The following is an 18,014-nucleotide window of genomic DNA, read 5'->3' as shown; positions in this document are numbered from 1 at the left end:
GAATACTGACTTCAAAACTACAAAAAGTAATTCTAAAGCTATTATCTTTCCAACAGAAAGATAATGAATTGACTGTGCCGATAATAAATTATCGATTGGTCACTCAGCTCATTGAAATCAATGTGATTCCTAAGAATCACGTTTTGATATTCATCAACGAGTGCCCACACAGATTGATAGGTTTAAATTGTTAAAGAGCTTTTCCTTTTTGAGCTTCGCTCAAATCGGACGGCCATTTTAGCGATTTAAGTTTTAGTGTCAACCACTATTTTCAAAACTTTTTTCAAGCGCTTGGCTTGGCTAATTTGGCTTGCTGATTCGTTCTGGTTTCCTAAGAAGCCATCCCGTGTCAGCGAGGTGGCATTATAGAGATTTCGATCACACTGGCAAGCCCTTTTTTAAGTTTTTTTCGTTTTTTTATTCGTTCGATTAAAAAGAACTCAAAACGCCTCAAAAGTAGGCTTTTATCTTACATATTCTTCAGTTTTTCAGTGAACAAAGAGACTTTTTCCCAGTTTGTGTACTCAACTTCCTTCGTTGTATCCGTTTCACCACCTGTCATATTCATAATAAAGCGGATCATGGTTCTATCGAACCAGTTATAACGTGGGTAATAGAGGGCACCTGCAAATACACCGATTAAAGTCGGCTGCCATGGAGACTTGGTAAGGAACTTCTTAATATACGCACTGCCTTCTGGTGTATCTTTGCCTTGGTCTTCTTTACGCGCCGTTAAGTTAACACAGAAGAACGCAACCTTGCTTGATTGCAACTGAGTAAGGTTGGCATCAATAAATTGATATAGCTTCTTATTAAGGTGGCCATAACGAATCGATGCGCCAATCAACACTCTGTCGTACTGAGCAAAGTCCACCTTGCCAATAGTGTGCAGATCTTGAAGCTCACATTCGAACTCACTCATTTCTTCTTTTATATAGTTCAAGATTTTCTTGGTCTGCCCTTCACGGCTTGAATACAAAAATAGAACTTTTGCCACAATGTTGTCCTTAGCTACGCCAAAACGTAGGGGTCAATAAGATTAATAAGGTGAAGATTTCTAATCGGCCAAACAGCATAGATACGATAAGTACCCATTTTGCTTTGTCGTTCACATCGCCAAAGTGCACCGCGACTTCACCAAGGCCCGGGCCAAGGTTATTTAATGTCGCCGCTACCGCAGAGAAAGCACTCAACTCGTCCATACCAGTTGCAATAAGAGCCAGCATACAAACCACAAACACTAATGCGTATGCAGAGAAGAAGCCCCAGACCGCATCTACAACACGTTGTGGTAGTGCAGAACCGCCAACCTTGATGGTATAGACAGCCCGTGGGTGAACAAGACGCTTCATTTCACGAGCACCTTGCAGAGTAAGTAGTAAGATTCGAATCACTTTCATACCACCACCCGTAGAACCTGCACATCCCCCTATAAAAGAAGAGAACAAAAGCAGTACGGGTAAGAACAATGGCCACTCTGAGAAACCCGTCGTTGTAAAACCCGCGGTCGTAGAGATAGACACGGTTTGGAACAAGGCTTGGTCGAAAGCATCGTAGTACGAATCATAAGAGTGATGATTGAGCAGTAATAAGAAACAAACCAAGAACAGTACTGCCTGAATAAAGATAAAGGCGCGGAACTCAGGATCTTTCCAATAATACTTAGGATGCACACCACCTGAAGCAAATGCAGCAAAGTGAAGCGAATAGTTACATGCGGATATAAGAAGAAACACAACTGTAATCATGTTGATCGCAGGGCTATTGAAATACCCCATGCTCGCATCGTGAGTCGAGAAGCCACCAATCGCAATAGTAGAGAAGCTATGACTGATGGCATCAAAGAAGCTCATCCCAGCAAGCCAAAACGCCACTGCACAAGCAATGGTTAAGCTCAGGTAGATGTACCAAAGCGCTTTTGCCGTTTCAGCAATACGCGGAGTCATCTTGCTATCTTTTACTGGACCCGGGATTTCAGCACGATATAACTGCATACCACCGATACCCAGAACAGGGAGGATAGCTACCGCTAATACGATGATACCCATACCACCAAACCATTGTAGGAACTGACGATAAAAAAGAATCGCCTTAGGCAGATCATCGAGGCCGACAATTACGGTCGCACCTGTCGTAGTTAATGCAGAGAAGGATTCGAAGAAAGCATCGGTTACCGACACATTGGGGTTATCGGCGATCAAAAACGGCAGCGCACCCGCACTACCGATTACCGTCCAAAACAGAACAACAATCAAAAAGCCATCACGCGCTTTCAATTCATGCTTATAACGTCGGTTTGGAAACCAGCAAGTTGCTCCACAGAATAAGAGAACGAAGAAGGTCGTCACAAATGGCACACCCGCACCATCTCGATAGATCAGTGCGACGAGCGCAGGAGCAAGCATTGATACACTAAAAAGTGCTAATAATAATCCGACGATTCGAATAATTGAGCGAAATTGCATGAGCTATTGAACGAAGCGAAATGCTTCACACTTCCTAGTTGTCTTTGACTTTCGTTACCAGTGCCTTAGCACCGCTTTTATTGATCATGGTTTGGGTAAACGAATCTACCTGAAGGAGCTCTATTTCAATAATAAGCTCAACTTGAACACCATAATCCGCTTGGACCTCAACAGCCTGATGCTGAGCCATGATGGATTGTGCGATCGGCACAAAGCCATAGTCTAACTCTAGCCGTAATTTTGTGGTTATTTTTTTCTCGATAGTTTGAAGCAGCTTGAGAGCTTGTTGTACGCCACCGCCGTAAGCCTTAACCAAACCGCCGGTTCCAAGCTTAATTCCGCCAGAGTAGCGCGTCACAACAGCCGTTAATTCACCGACACCAGAGCCCGATAGTTGCGCCAAGATAGGCTTACCCGCTGTACCCGAGGGTTCACCATCATCACTGAAACCCCAAAGCATTGAGTCTTCAGGTCGACCAGCAACAAAACCCCAACAGTTATGTCGTGCTGAAGAATGCTCTTTTTTCACCTGTTCTACGAACTGTTTTGCAGCTTCAACACTTGGAGTATGAGCAAGATGCGTAATAAAGACGCTCTTTTTTATCTCTTCTTCAAACAGAGCCGACGCAGAAGGTATTAAATAAGGCTGTTCATTCATATCGTTAACTTAGTTAATAAGAGCGACGAAGTGTATCACGCGTGAATAATAAGGGTTAGAGGATCTGTGCTATCGCACAATGTTAAACAATTGTTTAAAAAATGTATTGAAATTAATCAAGCAGAGGTACAGACTAAGATAACTGGTCTTACCAGGTGTTCTACAATAATAGAAAGATAACAAGATTCTCTCAAACAATCGTGGATTGTATGTCATGGAGATAGACAATGATTTACCAAGCTAACACCCTACAGGTAAAGGAATTACAAGATGGTATTGCGGAATTAAGCTTCTGTGCACCAGCCTCTGTAAACAAACTCGACCTTGCTACTTTAGAATCACTAGATAAAGCGTTAGATGCTCTTAATGCTCACGCAGGATTACGTGGTTTAATCTTAACTTCAAACAAAGACGCGTTCATTGTAGGCGCAGACATCACTGAATTTCTTGGCCTATTTGCTAAGCCAGAAGCAGAACTTGATGAATGGTTAAGATTCGCTAATTCAATCTTCAGCAAGCTCGAAGACCTTCCTGTCCCAACTCTTTCAATGATGCGTGGCCATGCCCTTGGCGGCGGCTGTGAATGTGTACTCGCTACCGATTTCCGTATCGGTGACAAGACCACCAGCATTGGCCTACCTGAAACCAAACTTGGCATCATGCCTGGTTTTGGTGGTTGTGTGCGCCTACCTCGTGTTATCGGTGCTGACAGCGCAATGGAAATTATCACGCAAGGCAAAGCATGCCGTGCAGATGAAGCGCTTAAAGTTGGCTTGTTAGACGCGATTGTAGAAACAGACCAGTTACTAGAATCGGCAATCAATACCGTTTCTCTGGCTGCTAATGAAAAATTAGACTGGCAGCTACGCCGTAAACAAAAGACATCAGCGCTTTCACTAAGCAAACTCGAAGCGATGATGAGCTTTACCATGGCGAAGGGCTTGGTTGCTCAAAAAGCAGGGCCTCACTACCCAGCTCCGATTACTTCTGTGATTGCGATTGAAGAAGCAGCACGCAGCAATCGCGATGCAGCACTCGACATCGAACGTAAGCACTTCGTTAAGCTAGCGAAATCGGAAGAAGCAAAAGCATTAGTTGGCTTATTCCTGAATGACCAGTACATCAAAGGCTTAGCGAAACAAGCGGGTAAGTCAGCAAACAAAGCAACTGAGCGTGCAGCCGTACTTGGTGCAGGTATCATGGGCGGCGGTATTGCTTACCAATCAGCTCTAAAAGGCGTGCCAGTGATGATGAAAGACATCGCACAAGCATCGCTTGATCTAGGTATGAACGAAGCATCTAAGCTGTTGAATAAACGCTTATCACGCGGTCGCTTAGATGGATTCAAGATGGCAGGTATTCTGTCTTCTATTACTCCAAGCCTGCATTACGCGGGTGTAGAACAGTCGGATGTGATTGTTGAAGCAGTAGTAGAAAACCCGAAAGTAAAAGCAGCAGTACTGAGCGAAGTGGAAGGTTTGGTTGGTGAAGACACGGTTCTAACATCAAACACCTCTACAATTCCGATCAACCTGCTAGCGAAATCACTGAAGCGCCCAGAAAACTTCTGTGGCATGCACTTCTTTAACCCTGTGCATCGCATGCCTTTGGTTGAGATCATCCGTGGTGAACAAACTTCAGAAGAGACCATCAATCGCGTGGTTGCTTACGCAGCGAAGATGGGTAAATCCCCAATCGTTGTTAACGACTGCCCAGGCTTCTTCGTTAACCGTGTACTTTTCCCTTACTTTGGCGGTTTCAGCATGTTGCTACGCGACGGTGCTGATTTCACTAAGATCGATAAAGTGATGGAGCGCAAGTTCGGTTGGCCAATGGGCCCGGCTTACTTACTAGACGTTGTAGGCCTAGACACAGCACACCACGCACAAGCTGTAATGGCACAAGGTTTCCCTGAGCGTATGGGTAAAGAAGGTCGTGATGCGATCGACGCACTTTACGTTGCTGAAAAATACGGTCAGAAGAACGGCAGCGGTTTCTACACATACAGCGTAGACAAACGCGGTCGTCCTAAGAAGACCTTCTCTGAAGACATTCTTCCTATCTTGGCTGACGTATGCCAACAACCGCAAGACTTTGATGACCAAACAATTATCCAGCGCGTGATGATTCCAATGATCAACGAAGTGGTGCTTTGTCTAGAAGAAGGCATTATCGCGACACCGCAAGAAGCGGATATGGCACTGGTTTACGGTTTAGGCTTCCCTCCATTTAGAGGCGGCGTATTCCGCTACTTAGACAGTGTGGGCATTGGTAACTTCGTTGAAATGGCGAAAGGCTACCAAGACTTAGGTGCAATGTACCAAGTTCCTCAGCTATTGCTTGATATGGCAGCGAAGGGCGAAAGCTTTTACGACAGCCAACAAGCCAGTTCTCTGTAACCCACATTTGGAAAAGGAATAGCAAAATGAAAAATGTAGTTGTTGTTGATTGCCTTCGCACCCCAATGGGACGTTCCAAAGGTGGAGCTTTCCGTCACACTCGTGCTGAAGATCTGTCTGCACATTTGATGAAAGGCATTTTAGAGCGCAACCCAGAAGTAAACCCTGTCGAAATTGAAGATATTTACTGGGGTTGTGTACAACAAACACTAGAGCAAGGCTTCAACGTTGCACGTAACGCTGCCTTGCTTGCTGGTCTACCGATTGAGATTGGTGCTGTAACAGTCAACCGTTTATGTGGTTCATCTATGCAAGCTTTGCATGATGCAACTCGCTCTATCATGGTTGGTGATGCTGAAATCTGCCTGATTGGTGGTGTGGAGCACATGGGCCACGTACCAATGAACCATGGTGTTGATTTTCACCCAGGCATGTCAAAACACGTAGCAAAAGCGGCCGGTATGATGGGGCTAACCGCTGAGATGTTAGGCAAAATGCACGGTATTAGCCGTGAAGACCAAGATGCATTCGCAGCACGCTCACATGCTCGCGCTCAAGCAGCTACGGTTGAAGGTCGTTTCAAAAATGAAATTCTGCCAACCGAAGCTCACGCTGCAGACGGTTCTCTGTTCACTCTGGATTACGACGAAGTCATTCGCCCAGAGACAACAGTTGAAGGCTTATCCCAGCTGCGTCCGGTATTTGACCCAGCAAACGGCACAGTAACAGCAGGTACTTCATCAGCTCTGTCTGATGGTGCTTCTGCAATGCTTATCATGAGCGAAGAGAAAGCTAACGCACTTGGCCTTAAGATTCGCGCTCGCGTGAAGTCTATGGCTATCGCTGGCTGCGATCCTTCAATCATGGGTTACGGCCCAGTACCAGCAACCCAAAAAGCACTTAAACGTGCAGGACTAACCATTGAAGACATGGGTGTGATTGAGTTAAACGAAGCGTTTGCTGCTCAATCTCTACCTTGTGCTAAAGACTTAGGTCTACTGGATGTTGTTGACGAGAAAGTAAACCTTAACGGCGGTGCGATTGCTCTGGGTCACCCACTAGGCTGTTCTGGTTCTCGTATCTCGACGACGCTAATCAACCTGATGGAAGCACAAGACGTGAAATACGGCTTGGCGACTATGTGTATTGGTTTAGGCCAAGGTATTGCAACGGTATTTGAACGCCCATAGCGTTTACTGACTGTAATATTTGAAGGGTAATCTTTTGTGCAGCTATATTTATATAGCTGCACTTTTTATTGCTTGGCATCCAACAATGCATCGATTGTGTTCAGCGAACTCAACGAGAGAAAAACCAACCCTGACATCTATGCACAAAACGCATATATTCAATGTTGATGTTTCATTATTTTTTCTCGGATGATTCAACTAAAGTTACTTCAGTTTCCTAATATTCCTCCACGGAGCAGATCATGTTTAAAGCACTTGTACTAAACCAAGAAGACAAAAAAACTATCGCGTCAGTTTCTCAAATTGAAGAATCTCAATTACCAGAAGGTAACGTGAAGATTGATGTTAGCTACTCTTCTTTGAACTACAAAGATGGTTTGGCGATTACAGGTAAAGGGCGCATTGTTCGCAACTTCCCTATGGTTCCTGGTATCGACCTTTCTGGTGTGGTTTCACAATCTGATGACCCTCGCTACAAAGCAGGCGACGAAGTGGTTCTAACTGGTTGGGGTGTTGGTGAAGGTCACTGGGGCGGCATGGCTGAGAAAGCAAGCCTAAACGGTGACTGGTTAGTGCCGATGCCTAAAGGTCTAGACGCTAAGAAAGTAATGGCGATTGGTACAGCAGGCTTCACAGCAATGCTTTGTGTGCAAGCTATCGTAGATGCTGGCATCAAGCCTGAAGACGGTGAAATCCTAGTTACCGGCGCAAGTGGCGGTGTAGGTAGCGTATCTATCACTCTACTAAACCAACTGGGCTACAAAGTGGCAGCAGTGACTGGCCGTGCTTCTGTAAACGGTGAACTACTTAAATCACTAGGCGCGACACGTATTGTAGAGCGTGCTGAACTAGAAGAACCAGCTAAGCCACTAGAAAAACAACTGTGGGCTGGCGCTATCGATACGGTAGGCAGCAAAGTGCTTGCGAAAGTATTGGCGCAAATTGATTACAACGGTGCGGTTGCGATGTGTGGTCTAGCAGGCGGTTTTGACTTACCAACCACGGTAATGCCATTCATTCTGCGTAACGTTCGCCTACAAGGTGTTGATTCTGTAATGTGCCCTCGTGAAAAACGTATTAAAGCGTGGGAACAACTGGCTGAGCTACTACCAGAATCTTTCTACGCTCAAGCAACCAAAGAAGTGTCTTTAGACGGTGCAATTCAAGCAGCAGAAGACATCACTAACGGTCAAATCACTGGTCGCGTAGTCATTAAACTATAGGCTCTCAAACATAAAGTTATCAAACCTTAAGCAACAGCTTTAGGCTTGGATAACCCAAAACAACAAAGGGCTGATTTTTATCAGCCCTTTTGCGTTTTTGTCATTCGGGTCAAGTGAACTCAGACTCAGATCCGGTTAACCCAAACCGACATCCGCAATCCGTTTTTGAATCAACTCACCACACTCTTCTTTTACCACTCTTCTTAACCATTGTTGTGAAGCAGAAGAATCGCAACGCGAGTGCCAGATCAGTGAGTAATCAAACGGCATAAATTCAAATGGTAATGGCTTAACAACCAAGTCATAACGCTCTGCTACCAAATAAGCCAAATCAGCAGGCACAGTAATCACCAACGGCATTCTATCGACAATCGCCAATGCCGCTTCAAGGTGATAAGCACGCAGTACCATTTTTCTGGGTTGTTGATTAGCTAAAGCGTTGTCCAATAAAGCCTTAACACCATCACTGATCGCAATCATCGCATGTGGGAGTGAAACATAGTCTGCAAGGCTTAAAGGTTGATCGGCTAATGGATGGTTTTTAGATAACAGACACGACACACCAACCGGCCCCAAGACTTCTTGATGAAGTGGTGCAATGCTGCCACTCGGACGACAGATCGCCATATCAACGCGTTCGGTGCTGAGCTGTTTAAACAAATGCTCATGCTGCAACGGAGCAAACTCCAAAGAGATATTGGGTGCTTGTTCATAAATCTTAGGCAACGCATAAGGCAAGATGGTTTGCATCGCATAATCGGTGGTAGCGATCAGAAAACGTTCGCTGCAATAGTAAGGGTCAAAGTCACTCGGACTCAGCAATTGGCGAAAAGACTCCAAAGGCTGATCAATACGCTGACTGATCTCGAGTGCTTTCTTGGTAGGAATAAGGTGCTGACCTTGACGTGTAAACAACGGATCGTTTAGTAATTCTCTTAAACGCCCTAATACTCGACTGGTTGCGGATTGGCTTAAGTTAAGACGAAGCGCGGCCTGGCTTACGCTGCCCTCTTCAATCAATACCTTTAAAGCGACCAATAAATTAAGGTCTCTACGATAGATGTCTTCTAATTCCACGCCACTTACCTAGCTGTATACGATTGCCATTAGTCACTAAGTTGTTTATAGCATGCTTTAGATAAAAAAAATCCCGCAATTACGCGGGGAAGCCCAAGAAAATTTGGGGATAGTGTCGGAATGTTGTCGTATCGGAATTCGCTTGCTGTATTCGGGTTAGTGCTCTTGCTCTTCGGCTATGCCTTGCCAACGGCGCATCTCTACCCAAATACCAATAATCGTTGCTACTATGCCAAAAATAGGCATCAGTGAGGTCTCTGTCGATGAGCGTAGTACTAACGCACAAAAAGAAATAAAACAGAGAACCGAATAAATTGTTAATCTATCTAATCCTGTCAACATCGCCACTCCTTAGCTAGTTGCCTTTGCTTCAAGTTGTTATCAACTTGTTAACTAAGTTATAGGAAATGATTCTGTTTGCCAAGCACTTATTGCATATTTTTTCTGCAGACGTATTATTCACTCGTTAGATAGATATAGAGATACAAACCATGACATTCAAACCTGAACTGGCAACCCATACTTTAGAAGCTGAAGGCCTGCGTTGCCCGGAACCAGTAATGATGGTCAGGAAGACAATTAGAAACATGCAGGATGGCGATGTGTTACTGGTAAAAGCTGACGATCCTTCGACAACTCGAGATATTCCGAGCTTTTGTCGATTCATGGATCACCAGTTGGTAGGCCAAGCAACAGAAACGTTGCCTTACCAGTATTTGATCAGAAAGGGATTGGAGGCGTAACGCCCCACCGACTATCAAGTATCAAAAAAGCCGCTCGTACCTTATGTTCTTAAACAGAACTCAGAGTACCAGCGGCTTTTTGTTTATTCGCTTCTAGATTTGTTTTGCAGATGCTCCAGTTGATGCTGAATTTCTCGGATGTCTTTACGCATCGGAATAATATGCGCGACCCGAATCCAAGCCTCTACCGCAAGTGCAGTCATGATGATGGCACCCGCGACCATTGGCAGCCACATGTCCGTCAACACCATGCCTAACAGTGTAAGTGCAAGACCAAAAGTAAATAGATAACTTTGGCTTTGTGGAGTAATACCCATATAACGCGTCAACATAATCATGCCCTCGTGTTCTTAACTCACAAGATTAAAATATCATGACAAGTATGACAGTTATATGTCCATTCGCTCGATAAACCCCACAATACTGTAAGAGTATGACCTACAACACATTACTCTACTGATTGAGTATAATAAGACTCAATACCACCTGTTAATAGAAAGCAGCAGCGATAGCTAAACCCACGAATAGCAAGGCTGTGATCTTACGAATCAGATCAAGAGGCATCTTATCAGCAGACAGCTTACCGATGATCACCACAGGCACATTTGCCAGCAACATACCGATGGTAGTACCCAGAATCACCCACGCTAATGCATCCGCATATTGAGCCCCTAGGATAGAGGTCGCAATTTGGGTTTTATCGCCGATCTCAGCAATGAAGAAGGCGATGAAACTGGCGACAAACGGACCTCGGTTTGATATCTGCTCATCGTCATCCAACTTATCCGGAATCAGAATCCAGCCCGCCATAGCGATGAAACTGACCACCAGCACCCACTTTAATACTTCAGGTGAAAGATAGTCGGCGACCACAACCCCGAGCCATGCAGCAAGGGCATGATTGGCAATGGTGGCAAAAAAGATAGCCGCAATGATAGGTATCGGTTTTCGATATCGACTGGCTAATAAAAGGGATAGCAACTGGGTCTTATCACCGATCTCGGCTAAGGCGACAGTTGTAATTGAAATTGCTAAAACGCTCACGACATGCTCATTTGGGATGGAGATTATTATATTTAACCAAAGACAAACCTCGCGCCCCATCCCGGTTCACGATGCTTGTCTAAGGTCTTGCTAAGCGCCACCAAGGTGGTGGTTGCCTCGAACGCCATGATGATTTTGCATCAATTATGTTGACGAACGAACTCATTCAATAGGATATGAATAAGTAAGCTACTCCCCAAAGACCGCGATATTTTAATCACCCACGCTTTCAAACACAAGTGTCAAACTTATCAAAATATCCACTTGTGCCGAAAAACAAACATTAAAGGCAAAAAAATCCACTAAACGACATTTTAGACCACTAATTAAACAAGATTACCCCTACTCGCTTTACGAATATCTCGGTATACTCAGAGGTTATTTTTCTCATTCATTTAAAAGAATCGCGCGAACCTGACTATGCAAAAATACGATATCAAAACCTTCCAGGGAATGATCCTCGCGCTGCAGGATTACTGGGCTCAAAACGGTTGTACCATTGTTCAACCTCTAGATATGGAAGTAGGTGCAGGCACCTCTCACCCAATGACATGTCTACGAGCACTTGGCCCAGAGCCAATGTCTACAGCTTACGTTCAACCTTCTCGTCGTCCGACCGATGGCCGTTACGGTGAAAACCCTAACCGTCTGCAGCACTACTACCAATTCCAAGTAGCGCTAAAACCATCGCCAGACAATATCCAAGAGTTGTACCTAGGCTCCCTAGAGGTTCTTGGTGTTGACCCACTTGTTCACGACATTCGCTTCGTTGAAGATAACTGGGAAAACCCAACACTAGGCGCATGGGGCCTTGGTTGGGAAGTATGGCTAAACGGCATGGAAGTAACTCAGTTTACTTACTTCCAACAGGTTGGCGGCCTTGAGTGTAAGCCAGTAACTGGCGAGATCACTTACGGTATCGAACGTCTAGCAATGTACATCCAGGAAGTAGATTCTGTTTACGACCTAGTATGGAACGTAGCACCAGACGGTTCTAACGTGACTTACGGTGACATCTTCCACCAAAACGAAGTTGAGCAATCAACGTACAACTTCGAGCACGCAGACGTAGATTTCCTATTCACTTTCTTCGACCAGTGCGAGAAAGAGTGTAAAGAGCTACTTGAGCTTGAGAAGCCACTGCCGCTTCCAGCTTACGAGCGCATTCTAAAAGCAGGTCACGCATTCAACATCCTTGATGCGCGCAAAGCTATCTCTGTAACAGAGCGTCAACGTTACATCCTTCGTATCCGCAACCTGACTAAATCAGTTGCTGAGGCGTACTACGCGTCACGTGAAGCGCTTGGCTTCCCAATGTGTAAGAAGGATAAATAATCATGGCGAAGAATTTTCTAATTGAACTAGGTACGGAAGAGCTTCCACCAACAGCACTTCGTTCTCTAGCAGAAGCATTTGCTTCTAACTTTGAAGCAGGCCTTAAAACGGCTGAGCTTTCTCACGAAGGCATCAAGTGGTACGCAGCACCTCGTCGTCTAGCACTTAAAGTAACTGCACTGGCTGAAGGCCAAGCAGACAAAGTGGTTGAGAAGCGTGGCCCTGCTGTTTCTGTGGCATTCGATGCTGAAGGCAACGCGACCAAAGCGGCACAAGGTTGGGCTCGTGGTAACGGTATTACTGTTGAGCAAGCTGACCGTCTGAAAACAGACAAAGGCGAGTGGCTTCTTTTCAAACAAGAAGTAGCTGGCAAACCAGTTCAAGAATTGGTGATGGACATCGCTGCGAAAGCACTGGCTGGCCTACCAATTCCTAAAGCAATGCGCTGGGGTAACTCAGACATTCAATTTATCCGTCCAGTGAAAACACTGACAGTACTACTAGGTGATGAGCTTGTTGAAGGCGAAATCCTAGGCGTAGCATCTGCTCGTACTATCCGTGGCCACCGTTTCATGGGCGAACAAGAGTTCACAATCGACTCTGCTGACCAATACCCTGCGATCTTAGAAGAGCGCGGTAAAGTAATGGCAGATTACGAAGCGCGTAAAGCGATCATCCTTGCTGATTCGCAAAAAGCGGCGGCTGCGGTTGGCGGTACAGCTGACCTAGAAGATGACCTTGTTGAAGAAGTAACGTCTCTGGTTGAATGGCCAGTAGTACTTACAGCGAAGTTCGAAGAAGAGTTCCTAAAAGTCCCTTCTGAAGCGTTGGTTTACACCATGAAAGGTGACCAAAAGTACTTCCCTGTTTACGATGACAACAAGAAGCTACTACCGAACTTCATCTTCGTATCAAACATCGAGTCTAAAGAGCCTCGCCATGTTATCGAAGGTAACGAGAAAGTAGTACGCCCACGTCTTGCTGATGCTGAATTCTTCTTCAACACAGACCGTAAGCGCCCGCTTATCGACCGTCTTGCTGAACTAGACCAAGCTATCTTCCAGAAGCAATTGGGTACTATCAAAGACAAAACAGACCGCATCACAGAACTTGCTGGCTACATTGCTGAGCAAATCGATGCTGACGTTGAAAAGTCTAAGCGTGCTGGCCTACTGGCTAAGTGTGACCTAATGACATCAATGGTATTCGAATTTACGGATACTCAAGGTGTAATGGGTATGCACTACGCGACGCACGACGGTGAAGACGAGCAGGTTGCACTGGCACTTTACGAGCAATACATGCCTCGTTTCGCGGGTGACGATCTACCAAGCACTGGTATCTCTTCAGCAGTAGCAATGGCAGACAAGCTAGACACTATCGTAGGTATCTTCGGTATTGGCCAAGCACCAAAAGGTTCTGACCCATTCGCGCTACGTCGTGCATCACTAGGCGTGCTACGTATCATCGTTGAAAACGGCTACAACCTAGACCTAACAGACCTTATCGGTAAAGCGAAAGAGCTACTAGGCGACAAGCTAACCAACGACAACGTAGAAGCTGACGTTATCGACTTCATGCTAGGTCGTTTCCGCGCATGGTACCAAGATGCTGGTTTCAGCGTTGATATCATCCAAGCGGTACTAGCACGTCGTCCAACTAAGCCAGCTGACTTTGACCAACGTGTTAAAGCGGTTTCTCACTTCCGTGAACTGGAAGCAGCAGAAGCACTAGCAGCAGCGAACAAGCGTGTAGGTAACATCCTTGCGAAATTCGATGGCGAGCTACCTGCTGAAATCGATCTTGCTCTTCTTCAAGAAGACGCAGAGAAAGCGCTGGCTGAAAACGTTGAAGTAATGACAGAAGCACTAGAACCAGCATTCGCGACAGGCAACTACCAAGAAGCTCTAAGCAAGCTTGCTGATCTACGTGAACCTGTTGATGCATTCTTCGATAACGTAATGGTTATGGCTGATGACGAAGCACTTAAGAAGAACCGTCTAACGCTACTGAATAACCTACGTAACCTGTTCCTACAGATTGCTGACATCTCTCTTCTGCAAAAATAAGCACAAGTGAGACAGTTACTCTGAGTAATTAACGGTAAACCCCCAAAGGGAAGCGAAAGCTTCCCTTTTTGTTTTTGTGAACCAAGCATTTGTTTGTAGAGGTGTTATTGATTAAGTGAATGAAATAGCACTCAGACTGTAGAGGGCATTGTTTGCTATAACTGACCTGTTTATTCAGGGGAAGGGAACAATGAAAAAAACAGTACTCGCGCTTTCAATGCTCGCACTCAGCGCATGCAGCCAAACCAGTGACAACAACCTATTACTGACGATTGATAACGACACTGTCGTATTCGAATCATCCGGTAAAGGCACCGTGATTGCAGAACAGGAACTCGCGAAAGGTAGCTATACCTTCTCTATCAGCGATACTCAAAATACCTGTGGCACCAACTATGCGCTGGCCGAAGAGAATCGCATCAAATTCAATAAACCCCTTCGCCTAAACGACTGCGCCGAGAAGTCTGAATTAGATATCAAGATCTTTCGCGCTAACACCTATCAGTTTATGCTCAACCCACAAACCAATGAACTGACCGTTCAGATAAAGCCGAAGCAACAACAAGTACAAAGCTTTGCTTGTCCGGTTCCTAGTGACGAACCAACCATCATCGACGTTGCTCAAACCTTTGATGATGGCACTTTAGTTAGAGATGCCCTTTCTGGCATCGAAGCTACCGTCAGTAACGGCAGCGTCACCATGCAGCCAGCAGAAAATAGCCAAGGTGTTCTGCTGCTTGAGAAAGTAGAACCAGAAACCAAAGCTGACTTTAGTTGGGATAACGCCACGGTTTACTTCGTAATGACTGACCGTTTCCACAATGGTAATCCTGATAACGACAACAGTTACGGTCGCAGCCAAGATGGACAAGACGAAATCGGCACCTTCCACGGTGGTGACTTGGCAGGCTTAACCGAAAAACTCGATTACATAGAATCACTCGGTGCTAATGCTATCTGGATAACGTCTCCGTTAGAGCAAATCCACGGCTGGGTTGGCGGCGGTGATCGAGGTGACTTCAAACACTACGGTTACCACGGCTACTACCATCAAGATTGGACCAAGCTCGATGACAACATGGGCACCGAAGACGAGCTAAAAACCTTCATCGATACCGCGCATAGCAAAGGCATTCGTGTTGTTTGGGATGTGGTAATGAACCACACCGGCTATGCGACGCTTGCCGACATGCAAGAGTTTGATTTTGGTAAGCTCAACCTAACTGACGAAGAAGCCAAACAAACACTTGGCGAAAACTGGACAGATTGGCAACCTGCCAAAGGTCAGAACTGGCACTACTTCAACAACTACATCTCTTACAGCGACAAAGAAGCGTGGGAAAAGTGGTGGGGCAAAGCTTGGCTACGCAGCGATATCGGCGCCTATGACTCTCCGGGCTACAATAACCTCACCATGTCTTTGGCGCATCTGCCCGATTTCAAAACAGAGTCGACAGAGACAATCGGGCTGCCTAATTTCTATCGCAATAAGTCCACCAGCGCGACCGATGAACTCAAAACACCTCGTAACCATTTAATCACTTGGTTATCGGATTGGGTGCGCGAATATGGTGTCGATGGTTTCAGGGTCGATACCGCTAAACACGTTGAACTCGAAGCATGGGCAGAACTGAAAGAGAGCACCAACCAGGCACTTGCCGAGTGGAAACAGAACAACCCAGACAAGGCCTTGGATGACTTACCCTTCTGGATGACTGGCGAAGTATGGGCACACAGCGTGGTCAAATCAGATTACTTCGCTAACGGATTTGATTCGATCATCAACTTTGAATTCCAGAGTGATATCGCACCAAAGGCGCTCAAGTGCCTATCCGATCTTGATGCTGATTACCTTCGATACGCAGAGAAGATCAACAACGACAGCGAGTTCAACGTACTGAGTTACCTTTCGTCTCACGACACCTCGCTATTCTGGACACAACATGGCAGTGACTTTGCAAAACAAACCAAAGCTGCAAACGCGTTGATGCTGGCTCCCGGTGCGGTACAGATCTATTACGGCGATGAAATCGCCCGAGACTTTGGCCCAACGGGTTCTGATCCAATGCAAGGCACACGCTCAGACATGCCTTGGGATCAAATCACTGGCGAACGTGCAGAGCTGCTAGAACACTGGCAAGCGCTTGGCCAATTCCGCCAACGCCACCCAGCCGTTGCTCAGGGTAAGCACATCATCCGTAACAGCAAGGGCTACTATGCGTTCGAACGCCAATACCAAGATGACAAGGTATTAGTCGTTTATACCGGTTCGAACTAAACCTTCATTAACATAAACACCAGAAACTAAAGGGGAAGCTTAGGCTTCTCCTTTTTTTATCGCTAAAGGTACGTTCAATAAGCAAGCTGTCACTCATTAACCAAACTTTATAGAAGTTTTTTACGTGTTAGAGCATTTGGCGCTATGCGTCGCAAAAACATTGCGGTATGTTCAAGGAATACACTGATGGCAGACATAAGGTCTGCCTTAATGACACGTAACAAGCAATCACAATGAATTAGGTAAAATTAGTAATGCAGTTCTCTAAGTTTGGCGAAAAGTTTAATCGATACTCTGGAATCACTCGTTTAATGGATGATTTGAATGATGGCCTGCGCACTCCTGGCGCTATCATGCTCGGTGGTGGCAACCCAGCCGCTATCCCTGCCATGCTCGATTACTTTAACCAAGCCAGTGCCGACATGCTCGCCAGTGGAGAACTCATCGCCGCCCTCGCCAACTACGATGGTCCGCAGGGTAAAGACAGCTTCATCAAATCGTTAGCGGCAATGCTGAAAGAGACCTACGGTTGGGACATCAGCGAGAAGAACATCAGCCTGACTAATGGCAGTCAAAGTGGCTTCTTCTACCTATTCAACCTGCTAGCAGGCCAACAGCCTGACGGCTCACATAAGAAAATCCTACTGCCGATCGCACCGGAATACATCGGCTACGGCGACGCGGGTATTGATGACGATATTTTTATCTCTTACCACCCAGAGATCGAACTGCTAGAAAACCGTCAGTTTAAATACCACGTTGATTTTGAACAACTAAAGGTTGATGACTCAGTCGCGGCTATCTGTGCATCTCGTCCAACCAACCCAACGGGTAACGTACTGACCGACGAAGAAGTGCGTAAACTGGATAAACTGGCGCGTGAAAACAACATCCCACTGCTGATCGACAATGCTTACGGCCTGCCGTTTCCTAACATCATCTTTGAAGATGTCGAACCGCTCTGGAATGAAAATACGATTCTGTGCATGAGCCTTTCTAAGCTTGGTTTGCCGGGTGTGCGTTGCGGTATCGTAATTGCGAGTGAAGAAGTAACACAAGCATTGACCAACATGAATGGCATCATTAGCTTAGCGCCAAACAGTGTTGGCCCTGCAATTGCCAATCACATGATTGAAAAAGGCGATTTACTGCGCTTAAGTAGCGAGGTAATCAAACCTTTCTATAAAGATAAGTCACTACGTGCAGTTGAACTGTTACAAGACGCTATCGACGACCCTCGCTTCCGTATTCACAAGCCTGAAGGCGCTATCTTCTTATGGCTATGGTTTGATGAGCTGCCGATCACCACAATGGAACTGTACGACCGCCTTAAAGCTCGCGGCGTATTGATTGTTCCGGGTGAATACTTCTTTATCGGCCAAGAAGACGAGTGGGATCATGCCCATCAATGTCTACGTATGAACTACGTGCAAGATGATGAGGCGATGCAGAAAGGCATTGCTATCATTGCTGAAGAAGTGAAAAAGGCTTACTCAGAGCAGTAATAAGAGCTTTTAGCTTACCGCAGGTCAA

15 protein-coding genes are annotated in these 18,014 nt (G+C 45.8%); 8 read left to right on the top strand and 7 right to left on the bottom strand.

The features are described 5' to 3' along the window. Window positions 1-469: 469 nt before the first annotated feature. From hemG to AB4384_RS21215, 3 genes are read right to left on the bottom strand one after another with little or no spacing between them, the layout of a single operon-like run. Window positions 470-997 carry a menaquinone-dependent protoporphyrinogen IX dehydrogenase gene (gene hemG / locus AB4384_RS21225; protein WP_017058824.1) on the bottom strand — a complete coding sequence of 176 codons (528 nt, stop codon included), beginning with the start codon at window positions 995-997 and terminating at the stop codon, window positions 470-472. A 10-nt stretch (window positions 998-1,007) separates the two neighbouring features. Beyond that, on the bottom strand, window positions 1,008-2,465 hold the full coding sequence (locus tag AB4384_RS21220) for a TrkH family potassium uptake protein (RefSeq protein WP_008223210.1): 1,458 nt from the start codon (window positions 2,463-2,465) through the stop codon (window positions 1,008-1,010). Between the two features lie 34 nt (window positions 2,466-2,499). After that, the gene (locus AB4384_RS21215; protein ID WP_017058823.1) at window positions 2,500-3,123 is read right to left on the bottom strand and encodes a YigZ family protein; all 624 of its coding nucleotides are present in this window, start codon (window positions 3,121-3,123) and stop codon (window positions 2,500-2,502) included. Between the two features lie 227 nt (window positions 3,124-3,350). Here AB4384_RS21215 and fadB point away from each other — a divergent pair, with 227 nt between their 5' ends. The 3 genes from fadB to AB4384_RS21200 all read left to right on the top strand — a co-directional run bounded on the left by fadB (window position 3,351) and on the right by AB4384_RS21200 (window position 7,935). Then, window positions 3,351-5,522 carry a fatty acid oxidation complex subunit alpha FadB gene (fadB, locus tag AB4384_RS21210; protein WP_372128323.1) on the top strand — a complete coding sequence of 724 codons (2,172 nt, stop codon included), beginning with the start codon at window positions 3,351-3,353 and terminating at the stop codon, window positions 5,520-5,522. A gap of 26 nt (window positions 5,523-5,548) precedes the next feature. Continuing rightward, window positions 5,549-6,712 carry an acetyl-CoA C-acyltransferase FadA gene (fadA, locus tag AB4384_RS21205; protein WP_017058821.1) on the top strand — a complete coding sequence of 388 codons (1,164 nt, stop codon included), beginning with the start codon at window positions 5,549-5,551 and terminating at the stop codon, window positions 6,710-6,712. Window positions 6,713-6,954: 242 nt separating this feature from the next. Further along, window positions 6,955-7,935, top strand: coding sequence for an MDR family oxidoreductase (locus tag AB4384_RS21200; protein ID WP_017058820.1), 981 nt, complete (start codon window positions 6,955-6,957; stop codon window positions 7,933-7,935). 135 nt (window positions 7,936-8,070) lie between these two features. On the opposite strand, the gene AB4384_RS21195 is transcribed toward AB4384_RS21200, so the two are convergent. Further along, on the bottom strand, window positions 8,071-9,012 hold the full coding sequence (locus AB4384_RS21195) for a LysR family transcriptional regulator (protein ID WP_017058819.1): 942 nt from the start codon (window positions 9,010-9,012) through the stop codon (window positions 8,071-8,073). Window positions 9,013-9,168: 156 nt separating this feature from the next. Further along, window positions 9,169-9,354 carry a hypothetical protein gene (locus tag AB4384_RS21190; protein ID WP_004736674.1) on the bottom strand — a complete coding sequence of 62 codons (186 nt, stop codon included), beginning with the start codon at window positions 9,352-9,354 and terminating at the stop codon, window positions 9,169-9,171. Window positions 9,355-9,503: 149 nt separating this feature from the next. Between AB4384_RS21190 and tusA the strand changes: the two genes are divergently transcribed. Further along, the gene (gene tusA, locus AB4384_RS21185) at window positions 9,504-9,755 is read left to right on the top strand and encodes a sulfurtransferase TusA (protein WP_004736675.1); all 252 of its coding nucleotides are present in this window, start codon (window positions 9,504-9,506) and stop codon (window positions 9,753-9,755) included. An 83-nt stretch (window positions 9,756-9,838) separates the two neighbouring features. Here tusA and AB4384_RS21180 read toward each other — a convergent pair whose 3' ends face one another. Next, window positions 9,839-10,093: a hypothetical protein gene (locus tag AB4384_RS21180; RefSeq protein ID WP_017058818.1), complete on the bottom strand. Its 255-nt coding sequence runs from the start codon at window positions 10,091-10,093 to the stop codon at window positions 9,839-9,841. A 151-nt stretch (window positions 10,094-10,244) separates the two neighbouring features. Then, window positions 10,245-10,799 (bottom strand): TMEM165/GDT1 family protein, encoded by a 555-nt coding sequence (locus tag AB4384_RS21175; RefSeq protein ID WP_017058817.1) that lies wholly within the window; start codon window positions 10,797-10,799, stop codon window positions 10,245-10,247. A gap of 420 nt (window positions 10,800-11,219) precedes the next feature. Here AB4384_RS21175 and glyQ point away from each other — a divergent pair, with 420 nt between their 5' ends. The 4 genes from glyQ (at window position 11,220) to AB4384_RS21155 (ending at window position 17,986) form a co-directional block, all read left to right on the top strand. Further along, on the top strand, window positions 11,220-12,134 hold the full coding sequence (gene glyQ, locus AB4384_RS21170; RefSeq protein ID WP_017632669.1) for a glycine--tRNA ligase subunit alpha: 915 nt from the start codon (window positions 11,220-11,222) through the stop codon (window positions 12,132-12,134). A 2-nt stretch (window positions 12,135-12,136) separates the two neighbouring features. Further along, entirely contained in the window at window positions 12,137-14,203 is a 2,067-nt protein-coding gene (gene glyS, locus AB4384_RS21165; protein WP_048610822.1) for a glycine--tRNA ligase subunit beta, read from the top strand. A 190-nt stretch (window positions 14,204-14,393) separates the two neighbouring features. Continuing rightward, on the top strand, window positions 14,394-16,481 hold the full coding sequence (locus AB4384_RS21160) for an alpha-amylase (protein WP_372130070.1): 2,088 nt from the start codon (window positions 14,394-14,396) through the stop codon (window positions 16,479-16,481). Between the two features lie 254 nt (window positions 16,482-16,735). Beyond that, window positions 16,736-17,986 carry a valine--pyruvate transaminase gene (locus tag AB4384_RS21155; protein WP_017058812.1) on the top strand — a complete coding sequence of 417 codons (1,251 nt, stop codon included), beginning with the start codon at window positions 16,736-16,738 and terminating at the stop codon, window positions 17,984-17,986. The last annotated feature ends 28 nt before the right edge of the window (window positions 17,987-18,014 follow it).

The organism is Vibrio sp. 10N.261.51.A4, from assembly GCF_041471945.1.
GTDB lineage: Bacteria > Pseudomonadota > Gammaproteobacteria > Enterobacterales > Vibrionaceae > Vibrio > Vibrio crassostreae_C.
Note: the sequence above shows the minus strand (reverse complement) of the source record. Positions and strands in the feature narration are given on the sequence as shown.